This is a genomic window from Marinococcus sp. LNSP9103-4 (assembly GCF_056034345.1).
On record NZ_JBQLIA010000001.1, the window covers coordinates 174,358 to 191,702 of the forward strand.

18 protein-coding genes are annotated in these 17,345 nt (G+C 48.9%); 5 read left to right on the plus strand and 13 right to left on the minus strand.

All coding sequences use genetic code 11. The features are described from left to right. Nucleotides 1-5: 5 nt before the first annotated feature. The 3 genes from ACTRXG_RS00885 to ACTRXG_RS00895 all read right to left on the minus strand — a co-directional run bounded on the left by ACTRXG_RS00885 (nucleotide 6) and on the right by ACTRXG_RS00895 (nucleotide 2,099). Nucleotides 6-380, minus strand: coding sequence for a GtrA family protein (locus ACTRXG_RS00885; RefSeq protein ID WP_474261013.1), 375 nt, complete (start codon nucleotides 378-380; stop codon nucleotides 6-8). Next, entirely contained in the window at nucleotides 377-1,312 is a 936-nt protein-coding gene (locus tag ACTRXG_RS00890; RefSeq protein WP_474283626.1) for a glycosyltransferase family 2 protein, read from the minus strand. The genes ACTRXG_RS00885 and ACTRXG_RS00890 overlap by 4 nt, the downstream gene beginning before the upstream one ends. 103 nt (nucleotides 1,313-1,415) lie before the next feature. Further along, a complete protein-coding gene (locus tag ACTRXG_RS00895; RefSeq protein WP_474283628.1) occupies nucleotides 1,416-2,099 on the minus strand; it encodes a spermidine synthase in 684 nt (227 codons plus the stop codon). Nucleotides 2,100-2,262: 163 nt separating this feature from the next. On the opposite strand from ACTRXG_RS00895, the gene ACTRXG_RS00900 reads away from it, so the two are divergent. The 3 genes from ACTRXG_RS00900 to ACTRXG_RS00910 all read left to right on the plus strand — a co-directional run bounded on the left by ACTRXG_RS00900 (nucleotide 2,263) and on the right by ACTRXG_RS00910 (nucleotide 4,944). Then, the gene (locus tag ACTRXG_RS00900; protein ID WP_474283630.1) at nucleotides 2,263-3,144 is read left to right on the plus strand and encodes an ROK family protein; all 882 of its coding nucleotides are present in this window, start codon (nucleotides 2,263-2,265) and stop codon (nucleotides 3,142-3,144) included. Between the two features lie 76 nt (nucleotides 3,145-3,220). Continuing rightward, entirely contained in the window at nucleotides 3,221-3,763 is a 543-nt protein-coding gene (locus tag ACTRXG_RS00905) for a M15 family metallopeptidase (protein ID WP_474283632.1), read from the plus strand. A 113-nt stretch (nucleotides 3,764-3,876) separates the two neighbouring features. Continuing rightward, entirely contained in the window at nucleotides 3,877-4,944 is a 1,068-nt protein-coding gene (locus ACTRXG_RS00910) for an SDR family oxidoreductase (RefSeq protein WP_474283634.1), read from the plus strand. Between the two features lie 51 nt (nucleotides 4,945-4,995). Here ACTRXG_RS00910 and ACTRXG_RS00915 read toward each other — a convergent pair whose 3' ends face one another. Next, nucleotides 4,996-5,934: an alpha/beta hydrolase gene (locus ACTRXG_RS00915; RefSeq protein WP_474283636.1), complete on the minus strand. Its 939-nt coding sequence runs from the start codon at nucleotides 5,932-5,934 to the stop codon at nucleotides 4,996-4,998. A 146-nt stretch (nucleotides 5,935-6,080) separates the two neighbouring features. Between ACTRXG_RS00915 and ACTRXG_RS00920 the strand changes: the two genes are divergently transcribed. Together ACTRXG_RS00920 and ACTRXG_RS00925 are read left to right on the plus strand one after the other, a co-directional pair. Then, nucleotides 6,081-7,013 (plus strand): ATP-binding cassette domain-containing protein, encoded by a 933-nt coding sequence (locus ACTRXG_RS00920; RefSeq protein WP_474283638.1) that lies wholly within the window; start codon nucleotides 6,081-6,083, stop codon nucleotides 7,011-7,013. A 17-nt stretch (nucleotides 7,014-7,030) separates the two neighbouring features. After that, nucleotides 7,031-7,855 (plus strand): ABC transporter permease, encoded by an 825-nt coding sequence (locus ACTRXG_RS00925; RefSeq protein ID WP_474283640.1) that lies wholly within the window; start codon nucleotides 7,031-7,033, stop codon nucleotides 7,853-7,855. 9 nt (nucleotides 7,856-7,864) lie between these two features. Here the strand turns inward: ACTRXG_RS00925 and ACTRXG_RS00930 are convergent, their stop codons facing one another. The 9 genes from ACTRXG_RS00930 to ACTRXG_RS00970 all read right to left on the minus strand — a co-directional run bounded on the left by ACTRXG_RS00930 (nucleotide 7,865) and on the right by ACTRXG_RS00970 (nucleotide 17,204). Continuing rightward, nucleotides 7,865-8,728, minus strand: coding sequence for an alpha/beta fold hydrolase (locus tag ACTRXG_RS00930; protein WP_474261004.1), 864 nt, complete (start codon nucleotides 8,726-8,728; stop codon nucleotides 7,865-7,867). Further along, nucleotides 8,709-9,608, minus strand: coding sequence for an alpha/beta fold hydrolase (locus ACTRXG_RS00935; RefSeq protein WP_474283642.1), 900 nt, complete (start codon nucleotides 9,606-9,608; stop codon nucleotides 8,709-8,711). The genes ACTRXG_RS00930 and ACTRXG_RS00935 overlap by 20 nt, the downstream gene beginning before the upstream one ends. 120 nt (nucleotides 9,609-9,728) lie before the next feature. Beyond that, entirely contained in the window at nucleotides 9,729-10,469 is a 741-nt protein-coding gene (locus tag ACTRXG_RS00940; RefSeq protein WP_474261002.1) for an SDR family oxidoreductase, read from the minus strand. Between the two features lie 170 nt (nucleotides 10,470-10,639). Beyond that, on the minus strand, nucleotides 10,640-11,626 hold the full coding sequence (locus ACTRXG_RS00945) for a beta-ketoacyl-ACP synthase 3 (RefSeq protein ID WP_474283644.1): 987 nt from the start codon (nucleotides 11,624-11,626) through the stop codon (nucleotides 10,640-10,642). A gap of 175 nt (nucleotides 11,627-11,801) precedes the next feature. Beyond that, a complete protein-coding gene (locus ACTRXG_RS00950) occupies nucleotides 11,802-13,304 on the minus strand; it encodes a phytoene desaturase family protein (protein WP_474283646.1) in 1,503 nt (500 codons plus the stop codon). Between the two features lie 18 nt (nucleotides 13,305-13,322). After that, a complete protein-coding gene (locus ACTRXG_RS00955) occupies nucleotides 13,323-13,883 on the minus strand; it encodes a methyltransferase family protein (protein WP_474260999.1) in 561 nt (186 codons plus the stop codon). A 107-nt stretch (nucleotides 13,884-13,990) separates the two neighbouring features. Then, nucleotides 13,991-15,298 (minus strand): (Fe-S)-binding protein, encoded by a 1,308-nt coding sequence (locus ACTRXG_RS00960; RefSeq protein ID WP_474283648.1) that lies wholly within the window; start codon nucleotides 15,296-15,298, stop codon nucleotides 13,991-13,993. Then, on the minus strand, nucleotides 15,291-16,694 hold the full coding sequence (locus ACTRXG_RS00965) for an FAD-binding oxidoreductase (RefSeq protein ID WP_474283650.1): 1,404 nt from the start codon (nucleotides 16,692-16,694) through the stop codon (nucleotides 15,291-15,293). Before ACTRXG_RS00965 ends, ACTRXG_RS00960 begins: the two co-directional genes overlap by 8 nt. Nucleotides 16,695-16,814: 120 nt before the next feature. Continuing rightward, nucleotides 16,815-17,204 (minus strand): tautomerase family protein, encoded by a 390-nt coding sequence (locus ACTRXG_RS00970; protein WP_474260996.1) that lies wholly within the window; start codon nucleotides 17,202-17,204, stop codon nucleotides 16,815-16,817. Nucleotides 17,205-17,345: the final 141 nt, after the last annotated feature.

Here is a 17,345-nt window from a genome sequence, read left to right on the forward strand (position 1 = left end):
CCACGCTATCTTTTTAGTATTTTCCCTGTGACAATGAAAGTGATTGGTATAGTAAAAATCACCGCTCCCAACGGGGCGATAGTACTGTTAATACTCAGCCATTCCACAAATATATATGCAAAAACGGATGAAGCCCCTACGTTTACTATCTGGGTCAGCGGAAATTGGAAGAACTTCTTCCATGTTGGCCTGACTTTGTAAGTAAAGTATGTATTTAAAAAGAAAGAAATGACAAAGCTGATAAAAAACCCGGTAATATGGGCGATCATATATGGTACCGAAAGCACCACGTGAAGCAGTAAGTAGGCGGCATAGTAGTTTAAGGTATTCATGCCGCCCACTAAAACAAATCTGGTAAACTCATTATTCAACTGTTTCATGCATCTCGCCTTTTCGTATTAGATTCCTGCACTAAATAGTGCGGGCGCCTTTTTGTTTCATAGTAAATGCGTCCGATATACTCCCCGAGCACGCCAAGGCTCATTAGCTGTACGCCCCCTAAAAACAGTATAGCGGATATTGTCGTAAAATAACCCGGCACTTCTATTCCCATCCTCAGAATCTGCACAAACGTAATACCGATATAAACCAGCGCAAGCAGCATCACGATTAGGCCGGTATACAAACAGACACGCAGCGGGCGGTTATTAAAGGAAATCATGCCGTCAACGCCGTAATTCAGCAGGCTCGAAAACGACCATTTGGTTTCGCCCTCCTGGCGCTGGACATTTTCGTAGTAAACCGTTTTGGACGGAAAGCCGATCCATGAAAAAAGCCCCTTCGAAAAACGGTTGGCTTCACTCAGGGATAGCAGGGCGTCCAACGCCCGCCGGCTTAAGAGGCGGAAATCACCGACGCCGTCTTCAAGCTTCACATCCACCATTCTGTTAATAAATTTATAATACATCGATGCCATACCGGAACGGAACTTGGAATCTCCTTCCCGGTTCCGTTTTGCAATCACCTGATCATAGCCTTCTTCGTATCCTTCAATCAGTTCGAGAATCACTTCGGACGGATGCTGCAGGTCAGCGTCAATGATTACTACAGCGTCCCCGTCCGCATGATGCAGTCCGGCAATCAATGCTGCTTCTTTTCCAAAATTACGGGTAAAAGAAACGTAGCTTACATTTTCATGCATCCCGGCAAGCTCTCTCATCTTTGTCAGTGTCCGGTCCGAGCTTCCATCATCTACATAAAGTGCCTCTATTTCATAGGGCAGATGCCCTAAATGGTTCTGCAGTGATTCATATACAGATACAATGTTGTCCTCTTCATTAAACGAAGGAATTACAATTGATATCTTTTTCATTCCATTTCCTCCCTGGCCCCTTCATCTCCCACTGTTTACACAGTACTTTCATATCGTACCCTTCTCTGTATCTTTTGTATCACTGTAGAGGGCTAAAAAAATCTCAAAAATTATGTGATGGATGCATATATTCTGCTTTCCGGGCGTAAAAAATAACATCCGGCCCGCCGCGTCCGACATCCACCTCCTCTATCCATACATTATCAAAAACCGCTTTCAGACTGTTTTCAAAAGTCCTGGAATAAGAAGCACTCCAAAAAGCAGCAACTCCTCCGCGCCGGAGCGCGACGTAAACCGTTTGAAGTCCTCCCGCCTCGTACATGTGATGGTTGTCTTCCCGGACAAGCCAGTCAGGGCCGTTATCTGTATCCATGCAAACAGCGTCCCAACGGTTGTTTGTGCTTTTTTCCAGAAACACCTGAAGGTCTTCTTCTACGATTTGTGCTTTACTGTTTTCAAGAGCCCCTCCGTTCCATTCCAGAAAATACAGGCGGTTCCACTCAATAATGTTTTTCTCCAGTTCCACAACGGTTACATGAACCGTTTCTGCATGCTGCACCGCTTCGTGGAGTGAAAAACCGACACCAAGGCCTCCAATCAGCACCGACTCTGCTGAACAAGCATGATTCAGCGCTCCTTGCACCATCCGCCGCTCCGACTCTCCGTTGTGTGTCGCCATCAAAAATGTGCCGTTACTTATGACTTCATAATGCCGACCGCGGCGCTGCAGCTGCAATTCTCCGCTTTTCCCCTGAACGTTTGCTATTATTTCTCTATTACTGTTCATTCAAGCTTACTCCTTTCCCGCCCGGAAAGTATATTTCATATTTGCAAAACCAGAAAAAAAAGGTACGATTAAAAAGTGTGCAGAATTTTATCACCTATGAAATTTTCATTTATTTTTGAATGATCTGTTTACTATTTCAGCAAAAGACCAGGAGGTTGTTTGTATGCTCGGCGCCATTGAAGCAGGAGGAACAAAATTTGTCTGTGCGGTCAGTGAAAACGGCCGTGACATAAAAGAACGCATTTCCATCCCGACTACGACACCTGATGAAACTATGCAGCAGGTGTACGATTTTTTCCGTGTTTTTTCTATCGAAGCTGTTGGTATTGGTTCTTTTGGTCCGATTGATATTAATACAAAAAATGATACATACGGCTATATCACCACAACGCCAAAAACAGCATGGCAAAACTTTAACATTCTCGGAGACGTACAAAAACACCTTGCTCTGCCGGCAGGCTTCACCACCGATGTTAATGCGGCGGCGCTCGGTGAATGGAAGCACGGTGCCGGCGCTGGAAAGACGAGCTGTCTGTATATGACAGTCGGCACCGGCATCGGTGTTGGTGCGGTTATTAACAACAATATTCTTGAAGGCCTGAACCATCCGGAAGCCGGGCACATTATGGTCCGCCGGCATCCTGAGGACCATTTCACCGGCACGTGCCCTTACCACAGTGACTGCCTTGAGGGACTTGCTTCAGGGCCCGCCGTGGAACAGCGCTGGGGAGAAAAGGGCAGCGCACTGACCTCCCGCCCGGAAGTATGGGACCTTGAAGCTTATTATCTTGCTCAGGCAATGATGAATTACATTCTGATTCTCACCCCCGAGCGGATTATTATCGGCGGCGGCGTGAGCAAACAGCCTTCCCTGCTCACAAAAGTACAGGAACAGACGCAGCAGCTTCTGCAGGGATACGTTCAGGACCCAATGATTACTCATAATATCGATCAATATATTGTTACTCCGGGGCTCCAGGACAGTGCGGGCATCACCGGCGGATTTGTGCTTGCTGCCCAGGCGCTCGAAGACGCCCCCAGCTAAAGGCAGACAGTTCCAGGACACAAATACTCGTTTATACTTCCTGTACGCAGGTTGAAAAAGAAAGGAAATCAGCTGAGTGAAAAGACATGTCTTGCTACTGATTACCGGTTTACTCCTTATTCTGGTTGTACTCGGATGGAACAGCAGGCAAAACCCTCTTCCCGAGGTGGAAGCAAGCGAAGTCGTCGAACAGAACAGCCTTCACCCTGTTGTGGAGGAGCGAAAAAATGAATGGATCCAGCGTGCAGAACAGCAGGGGATCGAAGTTGTCGTAACGGACGAATACCGTTCGGTGGAAGAGCAGGATGCTTTATATGCCCAGGGCCGGACTTCACAGGGAGAAATTGTAACGCAGGCCCGGGACGGAGAATCATATCATAATTACGGCCTTGCCGTTGATTTTGCTTTGCGTACACCGGACGGAAAGCTTGCCTGGGATATGGAACGCGATGACAACGGTAACGGAGAGACAGACTGGACGGAAGCTGTGGAGATCGCTAAGGAGCTCGGCTTCAGCTGGGGCGGGGACTGGCCTGGTTTTAAAGACTACCCCCACCTTGAAATGACCTTCGGCCTGAGTCTAGAGGAGCTTCGTGCCGCTGAACAGCAGAATACGTAATTACCATCGTCCGGCTCGTTGGCCGGACGATTTTTCTGATTGGACAGGTTAAGTTTCTGCCAATTTGTGGTATACAGCTGTATTACCCTATATCCTGAAAGGAGCCCTCTGTAATGACTAAAACCGCCCTGATCGTAGGAGCGACCGGCATCATAGGCAGCAGTATTTTAAAACATATTTCATCGCTCGAAGACTGGACCGCTGTAGGTATTTCCCGGCACCAGCCTGAAGACATCCACGGGGCCGATTATTACGTGGAGGCTGATCTCTTAAAGGAAGAAGAAATAATGCAGGCACTTCAGGATGTGCCTGCCGTCACTCATATTTTTTACGCGGCCTACCAGGATTATGATCCACTCTCCAAAGAACATATCACAGTTAATACCAATATGCTCCAAAGCGTCGTCCAGGCCGTGGAAGCGACATCCGACCAGCTCCAGCGTGTCGTATTGATGCAGGGAGCCAAAGTGTACGGTGCGCACATCAGCGCTTTTAAAACCCCGGCACGGGAAAGCGACCCGCGTCATATGCCGCCGAACTTTTATTACAATCAGGAGGATTACCTGCGAAACCACCAGAAAGGAAAAAGCTGGTCGTGGACAATTTTGCGTCCCGACGTGGTATGTGGCTATTCGGTAGGCACTCCCATGAATTTAAGCATGGTTATTGCTGTTTATGCCTCTATTTCTAAAGAACTCGGCCTCCCCCTTCGTTTTCCGGGAAAGGATGTTACCTACCGATCACTTGCCCAGGTGACTGACGCCGGCCTGCTCGCCCGCTGTTCCGTATGGGCTGCGCTGCATGAACCGTGTGCATTTGAGACGTTCAATATTACCAATGGTGACTTCTTTCGGTGGGAGCACATGTGGCCGGTCATCGCCGAGGAGTTCCAAATGAACACCGGGCCCGTGCAAACAATTACACTTTCTGATTTCATGCCGCTGCAGCAGGATCTATGGGAGGAAATGCAGGAAAAATACAGTCTGCAGAATATTCCATTTGAGAAACTGGCCGCCTGGCCATTCGGTGATTTCATTTTCAATGTAGAGTATGATGTGATGTCTGATACTAATAAAGTAAAACAGTTTGGTTTTACTGAAGTCGTGAACAGTGATGACATGCTCCGGCAGCTGCTTCGTGAATTTCAGGAGCAGCGGCTGATCCCGGACTTCTCAGACTAAACTGCCGCTTGCCTGAAACCCCCATCCGGCAGAAGCTGGATGGGGGTTTCATCATTTGCCAATATGCTTGTGTACAAACGCCCTCATGTAATGCATCGCTTCCTGCCCGTCTTCCTCGAGTGGAAACTGATTGATAAATCCGTGAATAGTACCATCCACCCTGTGGTGATGCACCTCTGCATTTGCCTCTTTCAGCTGACGTGCCAGTTCCTCGCCTTCATCCCGAAGCACATCATATTCTGCCGTTATAATAAGAGTAGGGGGGTTTTCGCGTTTTGCTTCATCCCGCATCGGTACAGCGAGCGGATCTCTGCGTTCATCCCAGGCCGCTAAGTAATGCGACCAAAAGTCGCCTATATTTTTGGCCGTCAGGCCGTATCCCTCACTAAAACGATGATACGATACGTACGCCGGATCCTCCTCCCGGTTGTAAAAATCAGCGACAGGATACAGAAGCATCTGTCCTTCAAGGTATGTCTGCTCTCTTCGGAGCAGCGTAGAGGCTGCATAGACAATATTTCCTCCAGCGCTGTCACCGCACAGGTAAAACCGGTCCTCTGTATTCGGCCATTCCCGGTACTCGGAAAGCACCCAGCGAACAGCGTCCAGGCAGTCGTATACTCCTGACGGAAACGGGTGCTTCGGCGCAAGCCTGTAGTCCACCGCTACAACATACGCCTCCAGTTCGTTGGCAAGCACCCGGCAGAAGGTGTCATGAGTTTCAAGGCTCCCTACGGCAAATCCACCGCCATGAAAAAAAATCACTACAGGAAGCGGCTCTTCAGATGCTGGTTTATATCTGCGCACGGTCAGGGTCCGTCCTTCTAAATCAATATCTTTATCCAAGACTTCAGCTACAGCAGGCCGTTCCGACGGAGCTAAGGTCATTTCGTTTCTTCGTCTGCGTTCATCGACTACTTCCTCCACCGTTTCCACCTCGAAAGAATTGTTCTGCTCCAAATATTTCTTTACATGGTCTCGAAGTTCCATGATTTCTGCCCCCTTCTTTCTATACAACCAATACCCTGAATTTTGATTACCTACCCCTTCTTCATTTTCGTATCCATTGACGATAACTGCCTGAAGTTATATAGTTACGCTAACATAATGACTATGGCTAAAGTAGGGGTAAATATATGGAGCCTATTATTCAAGTGCACGATCTGCGAAAATCATTCAAAGACATGGAAGCGGTCAAAGGCATTCATTTTGATGTCGCGCAGGGCGAGATATTCGGCTTTCTCGGCCCAAACGGTGCAGGAAAAAGCACGACTATCAACATGATCTGCACGATGCTCGCTCCCACTTCCGGAAGCGTTACCATTAATGGATATGACGCATTTAAACAAAAAGCAAAAGTCCGTGAAAGCATTGGCATCATTTTTCAGGAAAATACACTCGACGAAAAATTAAGCGCTCTTGAAAACTTAAAGCTTCACTGCCGGTTTTACCGTGTGCCTAAAAATAAACGGGCAGAACGTATTCAGGAAGTGCTTGAAATTGTAGATCTGGTCGACAATCAAAAGAAAAAAGTAGAAGAATTCTCCGGCGGGATGAAACGAAGGCTTGAAATTGCCCGCGGCCTGCTGCACTATCCGAAGGTTCTTTTTTTGGACGAACCCACTGTCGGTCTTGACCCCCAGACGCGGGCCCATATTTGGGAGTATATTCTCCGCCTGAAAAAAAAGGAAAATATTACGATATTTCTTACCACCCATTACCTTGATGAGGCAGAAATCAGTCACCGTATCGCTATTATGGATAAAGGAACTATCATCGCCCTTGATACGCCGGAGCGCTTAAAGAAGCAGGTTGGCGGAGACGTCATTGAACTCGGCACCGAGGATAATGACACTGTCGCCACGCAGCTGCAGTCAGCTATGCCGGAAGCCGAAATAAAACAGGAAGCAGGCATTCTGCGTATCCAGGTACCAAGCAGCGACCAGTTTATATCCACTTTTCTGCAGCAGATCCCCGTTCCTATTACGAGCCTGAACATACGCCGGCCCACGCTTAACGACGTATTTTTGTCTTATACAGGGCGAGATATTAAAGCCGGCCCCGCCTAAGAAAGGAGATCACACATATGGAAGGTATTTTTGCCATCTGGCAGCGGGATTTAATGAAATTCGTCCGGGATCGCCCCCGTCTGCTCGGATCTTTTGCGATGCCTATTTTATTTTTAATTATTTTTGGCGGGGGCTTCAGCGGAACGATGGAAAATCTGGTGATGAATCAAACCTCTGAAATCGAAGATTTTAATTACCTTACGTTTATTTTTCCGGGGATTGTCGCCATGACCCTTTTAATGACTTCAATTTTCTCTTCTTTATCAGTTATCCAGGATAAAGAATTCGGCTATATGAAAGAAATTCTCGTGTCCCCGGTCTCCCGGGTGAACATTGCCATCGGTAAAATGCTCGGGGCCTCTACGGTTGCGTTTATGCAGGGCGTGCTGATGTTTATTTTAATCCCTGTTCTAGGCGTAACCTACGAATGGAGCAACGTACTGGCTGTACTGCCAATTATGTTTCTGCTTTCCTGCACGCTCGCTTCCCTTGGCCTGCTGATAGCAAGCCTGCTTCGCTCAACGCAGGGGTTCCAGCTGATTGTGCAGGTACTCGTGTTTCCAATGGTGTTTCTTTCCGGAGCATTGTTTCCGGTAACGAATATGCCAGCCTGGATGGATATCCTTGTTAAGGTTAATCCTGTCACCTACGGCGTAGACGCTATGAAAAAAGTAATGACCGGCGCCGGAGATCTCCCGGTCGCCGCCCAGGATGCACTCGGACTGAGCCTGCAGCTGTTCGGGCGTACAGTAACAGTGGCAGAGGAACTGCTCTTTTTAATTATTTTCACTTCTATTCTGATCGCGCTTGCCACCATCAGCTTCCGCAGAGCCAATGCCTGAGCGGCGGCTTCACGTCTGTTCTATAAATTCCGTCACCAGCCGCTCTACAATATCCGGCTGCTCATGAACTACCCAATGCGTGGCATCGGATACAAAAATCAGCTCTCCGGCACGGCAGTATTCAAGACTTGTCCGGGCAGAGGCCTTCGATAAAAAGGCGTCTCCCACGCCCCAGATAATCCGTACTGGCGGAGTCACATGACTTGATTCCACAATATCCTTTGGCCCTTTTCTCATCCCTCTGTACCAGTTGATCATGGTTGTGGCCGCATTCGGCTGCGACCATGCTTCTTTATATTTTTCCAGATCCTCCCCGGTAAAAGCTCCGGGCCTGCTCGTTTTTACGAGTCCGTTGGCAAACTCCTCAAAGTCATTATAGGCAAGCAGCTTTTCCGGCAGTCTCGGAAGCTGAAAAAAAAGCATATACGAGCTTCTCAAAAGCTGCGTGGGATCTTTTTTCATGCTCGCCGGCATAGCAGGCAGGTGTGGAATATTGATAGCAATAAATTTTTCCACGTATTCCGGCCTTGAGGCTGCCGTGTACCACCCGACCGCTCCGCCCCAGTCGTGGCCGACGATCACTGCTTTTTCCCGTCCCAGTGCTTTGATGAGCTCTGTCACGTCATCACGCAGCTCGTCCAGGGCATAAGCTTCAATTTCAAGCGGCTTGCTGCTTTGATTGTATCCGCGCTGATCCGGCGCCGCCACCCGGTATCCACGTGCTGCAAGCGGTCCGATTAAATGTCTCCACTCATACCAAAACTCCGGAAAGCCATGCAGAAGCACCACAAGCGGTCCCTCCTCCGGCCCAGCCAGTGCCGTGTGTAAAGAAACGCCGTTTACCGTTATTGTCTCAAAGCTGATATTCTGCATACGTACTGCCCCCTAGTTGTTTTTCCTGAATAAAGCTTTTGATGAACTGCGTAACGAGCTCCGGTTGTTCATGATGTACCCAGTGCGTCGCTTCTTCAATAAAAATCCCGTTTCCATCGCTGCAGTATTTCAGGCTCTCTTTAGCAGCAGCGGTGCCCAAAAACCAATCATGCATGCCCCAGATCATACGCACGGGCACATTGATAGTTTCTGTACTCATCGCTTCTCCCGGCCCGAATGGGATTGCCCGAAACCAATTAAACATGGCCGTTACGCTGCCGGGCTGAGACCAGGCAAACTGGTATGCGTCCAGGCCCCGCTCTGAAAACGCTCCGGGACAGCTCGTCACAGTCAGGTGAGCCTTCAATGCAGCGTATTGGAACATGGCAGCCGCTTTGTCAGGGAGGGTGGGAAGCTGGAAGGCCGCCATGTAATACCCTTTGAGCAAGTCCATTGGACGGGTGAGCATTGTCCTTGGCATAGCTGTTAAATGCGGCATATTAACAGGGATAAACAACGAAATGTATTCCGGACGGGTAAGTGCCATATACCAGCCTATTGCCCCGCCCCAGTCATGCCCGGCTATTACGGCCTTTTCTCTTTTGAAATGAAAAATGAGGCCGATGATATCATCCCGGAGAGCGTCCATTGTGTAGGATGCTGTTCCGGAGGGCTTGGCGCTCAGGTGATAGCCCCGCTGATCAGGTACCACAACAAAATAGCCCTCCTCCGCCAGGGCGAGCATCTGCTTTTCCCAGGCTCTCCAAAATTCCGGGAAGCCGTGCAGAAGGATAACCATTTCTCCGTCCTTTGGGCCCGCAGCAGCGACATGAAGACGAATGCCGTTCACATGTACATATTTAAATGATAGTTCTGCCATCAAAAACCTCCTTCACTCTATGAGTTTCTTTACCCGTAAACGCTTTGTTTCAATGGTGAAATTCTATATGCCGCTATAAATGACAACAGCACCTGTCCGTGTAGACAGGTGCCGTTGTTTTTACATTTGGGCAGTTGGACGTACGACAATTTCATTAACCGATACTTCCGCCGGTTCTTCAATCGCATACCGAATGGTGCGGGCAATGCTTTCTGAAGAGATCGCGTTTTTATACAGCTCATCTACGCGTTCTTTCACCTGATTATCCGATATCGTTTCAGTAAGCTCCGATTCCACAGCCCCAGGTGAAATAATGGTAGAGCGGATGTTGTTTTCCGGCGATTCTTCTTTACGAAGCCCCTCCGAAATAGCGCGCACAGCGTATTTCGTTCCGCTATAGACGGCACCACCCGGAGATACCTGATGGCCAGCTACTGAGGAAACATTAATAATGTGGCCTTCTTTTCTTTCTCTCATGTAGGGCAGCACGGCACCAATACCGTAAAGTACGCCTTTAATATTCACATCGATCATCTGATTCCAGTCTTCAAACTGCCGGTTCCGGAGCATCGAAAGCGGCATCAGCCCCGCATTGTTTACTATAACGTCAATTTGGCCGTACGTTTCATTGGCAAACCGGGCAAGTTCGTCCATCTGCTCCTGGGAGGTGACATCCACTACTTTATAGGCTGCAGTACCGCCGTTCTGTTCGATATCTTTCTGAAGCTGCTGGAGACGTTCCTCGCGGCGGGCAGCCAGCACTACTTTAGCTCCCTTAGCGGCTAATTCCTTAGCCGCTGCTTCACCGATACCGCTTGAAGCACCTGTCAGTATAACTACTTTTCCTTCAACCTCTGCCATGTTATTTCCTCCAATGCTTTTCTGAATTGATCACCTACTCTATATACCCGCCGCACTATAATCGTAACCTTTACCATTACCTCTTAACTGCAGACATTATATGCGAGACGATTTCTCTTCATTTGATCCATCAAAAAAAGCCCCCGTTTCCGGGAGCTTTTTCAGTTCCATTATTCTGCATGCCAGCGGACTAATAAAGCTGATTGTGCCAGACCGCCGCCAAATCCATAGATAAGCACGAGGTCACCGTTCTTCAGCCGGCCATCCTTCTGCGCTTCCCGGAGAGACAACGGAATCGTCGCAGACGAGGTATTGCCGTAATATTCGAGGCTCGTCAGCGTCTTTTCCACTGGAATACCGGTACGTTCGCAAATCGACTCGATCATTCTCATGTTCGCACTGTGCGGGGCAAACCAGTCGATGTCCTCAATCGTCACTTCTGCATCACTGAGAAGCTTGTCGATACCTTGAGGCACTGTCTTAACCGCCCATTTGTAAACTTCCCGTCCGTTCTGGACCACATAACCATCCGGATCCACTTCGTGGCCGCCAATCTGGTTGGACAAATCGGTGCAGTACAGGTACTCTCCTTTTTTTCCGTCCGAATCCGTGAGGGCCGCAAGAAAGGAGGGGCTGCTTTCGTCCGCTTCCACAAGAGCGGCACCGGCGCCGTCCCCGAACAAAATACATGTGGCACGGTCCGTGTAGTCTGTAATTTTGGAAAGTGTTTCAGCGCCGATCACCAGCACTTTACGATGAAGACCGGAGGTAATCATACCATCTGCCACGTGCAGTCCGTAGGAAAAGCCCGCACAGGCAGCGTTTAAATCAAAGGCGCCCGCGCCGGAAATGCCAAGGCCGGCCTGCACGAGAGAGGCGACACTCGGCGTTTTATGGTCCGGCGTCAACGTGCACACAATAATCAAATCCACGTCGTCAAGCGTCTTGCCGCTCACCTGCTGCAGCTCTTCCGCTGCTTTCAAACAGATCGTGCTGGTGAATTCGTCCTCTTCCGTGATTCTGCGTTCTTTGATGCCGGTGCGGGACGTAATCCACTCGTCGTTTGTTTCCACCATTTTTTCCAGATCATCATTCGTCAGTCGTTTTTCCGGAACAAAAGATCCTAATGCTGTAATTGAAGCTTTTGATTGTACCATCGGTATGTAACCCCCGTTTTATGTATAATTATCGCCAATTCGCTTTGATTTTCGTTGAATCCCATACTTAATTTATATTATCACAAAACCAAGGCTTATGCCTCCTTTCCTTTGTTCGCATAATGAGCCCATAACAGGAAAAACCCCTCCTTTTTTATAAGGAAGGGTTATCAGGCTATTTTTTCACTTCTGCCTGCTCGTGTTTTTGAATCAGATCTGCTGTCAGCTGTCCGGACAGTGTCACCATTGGTACACCACCGCCGGGATGCGTGGACCCTCCGGCAAAATACAAATTGTCATATATTCTGCTTTTCGCCGGCACTTTGAACCCGCCGTTCACTTTTTGATCAGAGGCTACGCCGTAAATCGAGCCTCCGTTAGCGCCGTAGAGTTCTTCAAGGCCTTCCGGAGTGAAACGGTATTCAAACTCGATCGACTCCCGCAGGCCGTCCAGTCCGTTTCGCTCTAATTTATTCAAAATTGTCTCCTGGTACTTATCCCAGTCAAAGGATTTTTTCTGTTTGGCATCCATCGGAGGTACATGCGTCAGGACGAACAGATTGTCTTTTCCTTCCGGCGCCTGGGTCTCATCCGACCGGGCGGAGATACCAATATACACTGTCGGGTCATCAGCCGGAACCTTTTCTTCGAATACCTGCTTGAATTCAAGCTCAGGATCCTCTGAAAAAAAGAAATTGTGATGGTGCAGACCGTCGAATTTTTTATTCACCCCGAGAAGCAGCACGACACCGGAAACAGTAGGAATAAACGTTTTGCTTAGCTTTTTGGATTCTTTTTTTGCCTTCGTTTCCGGAGGAGCAATCGTATTGTAGGCCGGAATTGCTTCAAGGTTCGAAACGACAACATCCGCTTCATACTTGTCTCCATCCTCTGTTTCCACACCAGTCACCCGGTCGTTTTCCACCAACAGCTGGCTGACCGGGCTGTTCAGATGAATATCAACCCGGAGCTCCTGCATCAGGCGTTCCATACCCTCGGCAATTTTGTACATGCCGCCCTTCACATAATGGATGCCGAGCCCAAGCTGAACATAGACAAGCTGGTTTAAAATAGCTGGCGCTGCGTATGGATTGGATCCGACATACATAATGAAGAAGTTGAACATCTGCTCGAGGTATTTGTTGTCAAACTGTTTATGCGTCGCTTTGGCCACCGTATTCAACGGATCCATCTTCATTAAGTCGCCCAGCGTGTGGTGACTTTTCAAATCCTTTAAATCTTCGATGCTGTATTTATAAAAGCTTTTCATGCATAATTCATACATTTCTTCTGTATAGGATAAAAATTCTGTTATTTTACGGCTCGGCTGATCCGTTACTTTCGCTGCCTCTTCAATCATGCCGGGCAGATCGCTCGTAACATTCAGTGATGTTCCGTCCTCGAAAAATGTTTTCCACTGCGGTTCAACCCGTTCTACCTGTATGTAGTCATCAAGGTAGCGGTTCGCGCTGTGGAACAGCTGTTCAAGCACCCATGGCATCGTCAGGATGGACGGGCCGGTGTCAAAGGTGAATCCTTTGCCGCTGCGGCGGTTTAATTTGCCGCCAAGATTTTCATTTTTCTCCAGTAACGTTACCTCATATCCATCCGTCTGCAGCCGGATAGCTGCGGACATGCCTCCAAGGCCTCCGCCAATGACAATTGCTTTTTTCTTCAAATAGCACACCTCCGTGAATTAGTACAAAAATGGAATTAGCCGGTTTCTCTGCCGGCACCATAAACGATACGTATCGCCGTGCGTTTGACGCAGCATTTCTTCTTCAATACGGATACGGTAAAGAAGTGCCGGCACCATGACTCCTGTACTTATGACTGCTGCTCCGGGGCTATTCATGAATAAGCAAAAGCCAAGTACAATGAAAAATAAAGCGGTATAAAGCGGATGGCACAAACGACGGTACGGACCGCTGCTTACCAGGCGGTCCCCGTTTCTGACAGAAACGTCTCTGCTGAACTGGTCCCGCAAATGAAGAATTCCCCAATACCGAAGGCCAATACCGGCTCCGTACAGACAAAGCCCGGCAGCCTGCAGCCAAACTGAGGAGAGGCTGAGAAAACCAGTCTCGCCAAATACCACTGCGGTCCCCATCGACAGAATAATAGCCGCAAGTATCCAGCGGAACGAGCGTCGTTCAGTAAGCTCCGGCTCTTTTGAGGGAGCCTTCTGCCTGAATAAAAAAAATTCAGCGATCCAGAAGAAGGTGGCAACCACAAATATTGTATCAATCAGCACCATGGTTTTACCTTCTCCCTTCACGCCTCAGTTTCTTTTTACACTCGTTACCATTTCCCCCTTCTATGCTGCCGCTAAACCAAAAGGCCCTTCCAGTTGTTCATTTACTTTTACGCCTGCACCGCCTTTTTAGTTACAGGCTTAGCTTTCATCAGCAGATCGACAATATGCACCGTATCAATTTCTTCTTCGAGACCTTCACGCTGTACCCCCAATTTCATCTGGAGCATACAGCCCGGGTTGGTCGTGACAATTCCCTCTGGGCGCTGCCGCTTAACGTCTTCCATTTTCACATCCAGAATATCCATTGCATCTTCGTGCTGCGTAATGTTATAGATGCCTGCCGAACCACAACAGAAGTCAGGCCGGTCGAGCTCTTTAAGCGTTACCCCCGGCACTGAGCGGAGCAGCTGCAGCGGTGGTTCTTTTACCTTCTGCACATTCGTCATATGACAGGAAGGCTGATACGTATAGGTTTCCTCGACCTTTTCGGTAAACTCCAGGCCGTCAAGCTCCACCAGTACTTCTGTAATGTCTCTCACCTTCTCGGAGAAAGCTTTCGCCCGCTGCTCCCACTCCGGGTCGCCGGCGAACAGCTCCCCGTATTTATGGAGCTGGGCTCCGCAGCCCCCGGCGTTGTTTACGATATAATCAACTGGCTTTTCTTCAAAGGCCTGTATATTTCCCCTGGCAAGCGTGACAGCTTCAGGCTCTTTACCTGCATGGGCGTGCAGCGCTCCGCAGCAGGTCTGCGCCTCCGGAAGCTGCACTTCCGCTCCAGAAAGCCGGAGCAGCTCCATCGTTTTTTCATTTTGCTTAAAAAATACGCTGTCCATTACACACCCGGTGAAAAATGCGACCACTGCCTTCGCCGGGCCATCCGGGTGCAGGCGATTTTTCCTTGCATGCCTTTCTTTAGGCGACGGGGCCGATGGCAGCACCTGCTCAAATTTACCGAGATGAAGCGGTGCCGCAGACATTAAATTCAGCCCCCGTGCCGCTTTTTGCAGACCACTCACCTGGTACAGCCATGTTGCATTTCCAAGCTGATCCATCCATGCTCCAGAAGGAAAGAAGGAGTGAAATAAAAAATTTTCGGTCTTTTGCTGTATGAACGTTTTTTCTTCATATTCATCGATCACATGCTTCGCACTTTCAAACAGCTGGCCGTACTGTACATCAGTCGGGCAGACGGTCGTACACGCCATGCATCCCAGGCATTTGTCGATTGGCTGTTTTAAATCCTCCACTGACGCTTTTCCTTCTGCAACCATTTTGATTAAATTAATACGGCCGCGCGGGGAATGCGTCTCGCGCTCCATTGTTTCGTATGTCGGGCAGACAGGAAGACAGTAGCCGCACTGCACACAGTCAAAGGTCAAATCGTAGCGCAGCATGTCTTTTAGTGTATCAGCCATCACGCAGCACCAGCTTCTGCCCTTTTTCTGCGAATATTTTCCCCGGGTTCATAATGTTGTTTGGATCCCAGGCTTCTTTGATCCGTTTTAGCATTGATACTCCCACCTCTCCCATTTCCTGTTCCATAAAGGGGGCTTTCATCGTGCCAATACCGTGTTCTCCGGAAAGCGTGCCTCCAAGCTCCAGGGCTGCCCGGAAGATTTCCGCCACCGCTTTTTCAGCGCGTATCATTTCTTCTTCATCACGCTGGTCGCACATAATATCCGGATGCAGGTTGCCGTCCCCGATATGTCCAAACACGACGAGCTCCACCTGATAATCCTCTTTGATTTGCTTCAGCCGTTCCATCATTTCCGGGATCCGGCTTCTTGGCACTGTGGCATCTTCGGAAATTTTTGTCGGTTTGATCGTCGCAATTGCCGGCGACACAAGCTTTCTTGCACTCCACAGTTTCTGTGCTTCTTCATCGCTTTCGGCTGTAATGATTGGATCTGCTTTTAACTCCTCGAGAATGTGCTTCACCTGTTTGGCTTCTAATTTAATTGTCTCAGGATGGCCGTCGAGTTCGATCAAAAGCAGTGCTTCCGAGGCAGTGGGCAGACCTGACGGGCGGTACCGCTCAACGGCTTCAATACAGGCCCGGTCCATAAATTCCATTTTTGCCGGAAGCACTCCTGAGGTGAGCGTTTTAGAGATAGCCTTCCCGGCTGTTGCCATGTCTGTAAAGGCGGCCATCATCGTTTGTACGGCCGGAGGCTTTGGCACCAGCTTGAGCGTCGCTTTTGTAATTACTCCAAGCGTCCCTTCGGAGCCGACGAGCAGCTTGGTTAAATCGTAACCGGTTACATTTTTAATAGTACGGCCGCCCGTATGCATCACCTCGCCCTCCGGGGTAACGATTTCAAGACCAATTACAAAATCCTTGGTTACTCCATACTTCAGCCCTCTCGGCCCCCCGGAATTCTCAGCCAGATTCCCACCAATTGTTGATACGTGGGCACTGCTTGGATCAGGCGGGTACATTAAACCGTAATTTTCGGCAGCCGTATGAATATCAGCCGTCAGCACACTCGGGGTGACGACCGCAATCAAGTCATCAGCGAAAACGTCAATTTCCCGGGGCCATTGCGCCATATCCAGCAGGATTCCCCCCTTAACCGGCAGCGGGCCACCGCTCAGACAGGTGCCCTGCCCCCTGGGCGTTACAGCCAGTCCGAACCGGTTGGCAATTTTCATGATCGTCTGTACTTCTTCGGTCGTTTTAGGCTGTACAACCACCTCCGGCAGATGCTCGCCAAAAGAGGCATCAAAGCTGTAGCTGTAACGGTCGGCAAGCTCTGTAAATACCCGTTTATCACTTAAAAGAGCACGCAGCTGTTCTTCCCATTCATGCAATACAAGCAGCTCCTTTCTCCCTTCTCTTTAACAACTTATCATTATCGTACTCCCCCGCCCGGGTGAATGCAATATTCTGACAAAAGAAGGCCGGGACTGCCCGCAAGCAGTCTCCAGCCTTCACAGTTTCCCATTCAAGAACTGGGCTTCTCCCAGTCCGAAGCTCCAGTCCGCTTCTGTGTTATCAGTGATTGACACCATCACGTCCTCCGGGGCTATAGAACAGCGGTCCTGCAGGTTATTGGCAATTTTTTTATACAGCTGTTTTTTCTGCTCTGCTGTACGTGTTTTACTGATCACCTGAATAACTACAATATTATTTGTCCGTTCAAAGCCGAGCCCGGTATCTTCAATATACATTTCATACGGCTTATGCTGATTAATTATCTGATAGCGGTCTCGTTCCGGAACTTCAAAGCTTTCTACGACTGCATCATGTATGGCGTCTGCGACCAATTTTAATTCCTCTTCCGTGCGTCCCTCGATAACATCCATTCGTATTAACGGCATCGTAACCCTCCTTCAGGAAATTTCATTTTATTTTGACTTCAGAAGCTTTGCCTGCGCTGCTAAAAATATTCCTATGCTTTAAAACGTTCGCTTTGGCTCCCTTCATCTCGTCCTAATGCAGGTCAAATAGTTTTGATAGAC

What these genes read in the sequence shown, in the direction of transcription:
- ACTRXG_RS00885 (WP_474261013.1), bottom strand. Translation starts at nt 380, where the DNA reads ATGAAACAGTTGAATAATGAGTTTACCAGATTTGTTTTAGTGGGCGGC.
- ACTRXG_RS00890 (WP_474283626.1), bottom strand. Translation starts at nt 1,312, where the DNA reads ATGAAAAAGATATCAATTGTAATTCCTTCGTTTAATGAAGAGGACAAC.
- ACTRXG_RS00895 (WP_474283628.1), bottom strand. Translation starts at nt 2,099, where the DNA reads ATGAACAGTAATAGAGAAATAATAGCAAACGTTCAGGGGAAAAGCGGA.
- ACTRXG_RS00900 (WP_474283630.1), top strand. Translation starts at nt 2,263, where the DNA reads ATGCTCGGCGCCATTGAAGCAGGAGGAACAAAATTTGTCTGTGCGGTC.
- ACTRXG_RS00910 (WP_474283634.1), top strand. Translation starts at nt 3,877, where the DNA reads ATGACTAAAACCGCCCTGATCGTAGGAGCGACCGGCATCATAGGCAGC.
- ACTRXG_RS00915 (WP_474283636.1), bottom strand. Translation starts at nt 5,934, where the DNA reads ATGGAACTTCGAGACCATGTAAAGAAATATTTGGAGCAGAACAATTCT.
- ACTRXG_RS00920 (WP_474283638.1), top strand. Translation starts at nt 6,081, where the DNA reads ATGGAGCCTATTATTCAAGTGCACGATCTGCGAAAATCATTCAAAGAC.
- ACTRXG_RS00925 (WP_474283640.1), top strand. Translation starts at nt 7,031, where the DNA reads ATGGAAGGTATTTTTGCCATCTGGCAGCGGGATTTAATGAAATTCGTC.
- ACTRXG_RS00930 (WP_474261004.1), bottom strand. Translation starts at nt 8,728, where the DNA reads ATGCAGAATATCAGCTTTGAGACAATAACGGTAAACGGCGTTTCTTTA.
- ACTRXG_RS00935 (WP_474283642.1), bottom strand. Translation starts at nt 9,608, where the DNA reads ATGGCAGAACTATCATTTAAATATGTACATGTGAACGGCATTCGTCTT.
- ACTRXG_RS00940 (WP_474261002.1), bottom strand. Translation starts at nt 10,469, where the DNA reads ATGGCAGAGGTTGAAGGAAAAGTAGTTATACTGACAGGTGCTTCAAGC.
- ACTRXG_RS00945 (WP_474283644.1), bottom strand. Translation starts at nt 11,626, where the DNA reads ATGGTACAATCAAAAGCTTCAATTACAGCATTAGGATCTTTTGTTCCG.
- ACTRXG_RS00955 (WP_474260999.1), bottom strand. Translation starts at nt 13,883, where the DNA reads ATGGTGCTGATTGATACAATATTTGTGGTTGCCACCTTCTTCTGGATC.
- ACTRXG_RS00960 (WP_474283648.1), bottom strand. Translation starts at nt 15,298, where the DNA reads ATGGCTGATACACTAAAAGACATGCTGCGCTACGATTTGACCTTTGAC.
- ACTRXG_RS00970 (WP_474260996.1), bottom strand. Translation starts at nt 17,204, where the DNA reads ATGCCGTTAATACGAATGGATGTTATCGAGGGACGCACGGAAGAGGAA.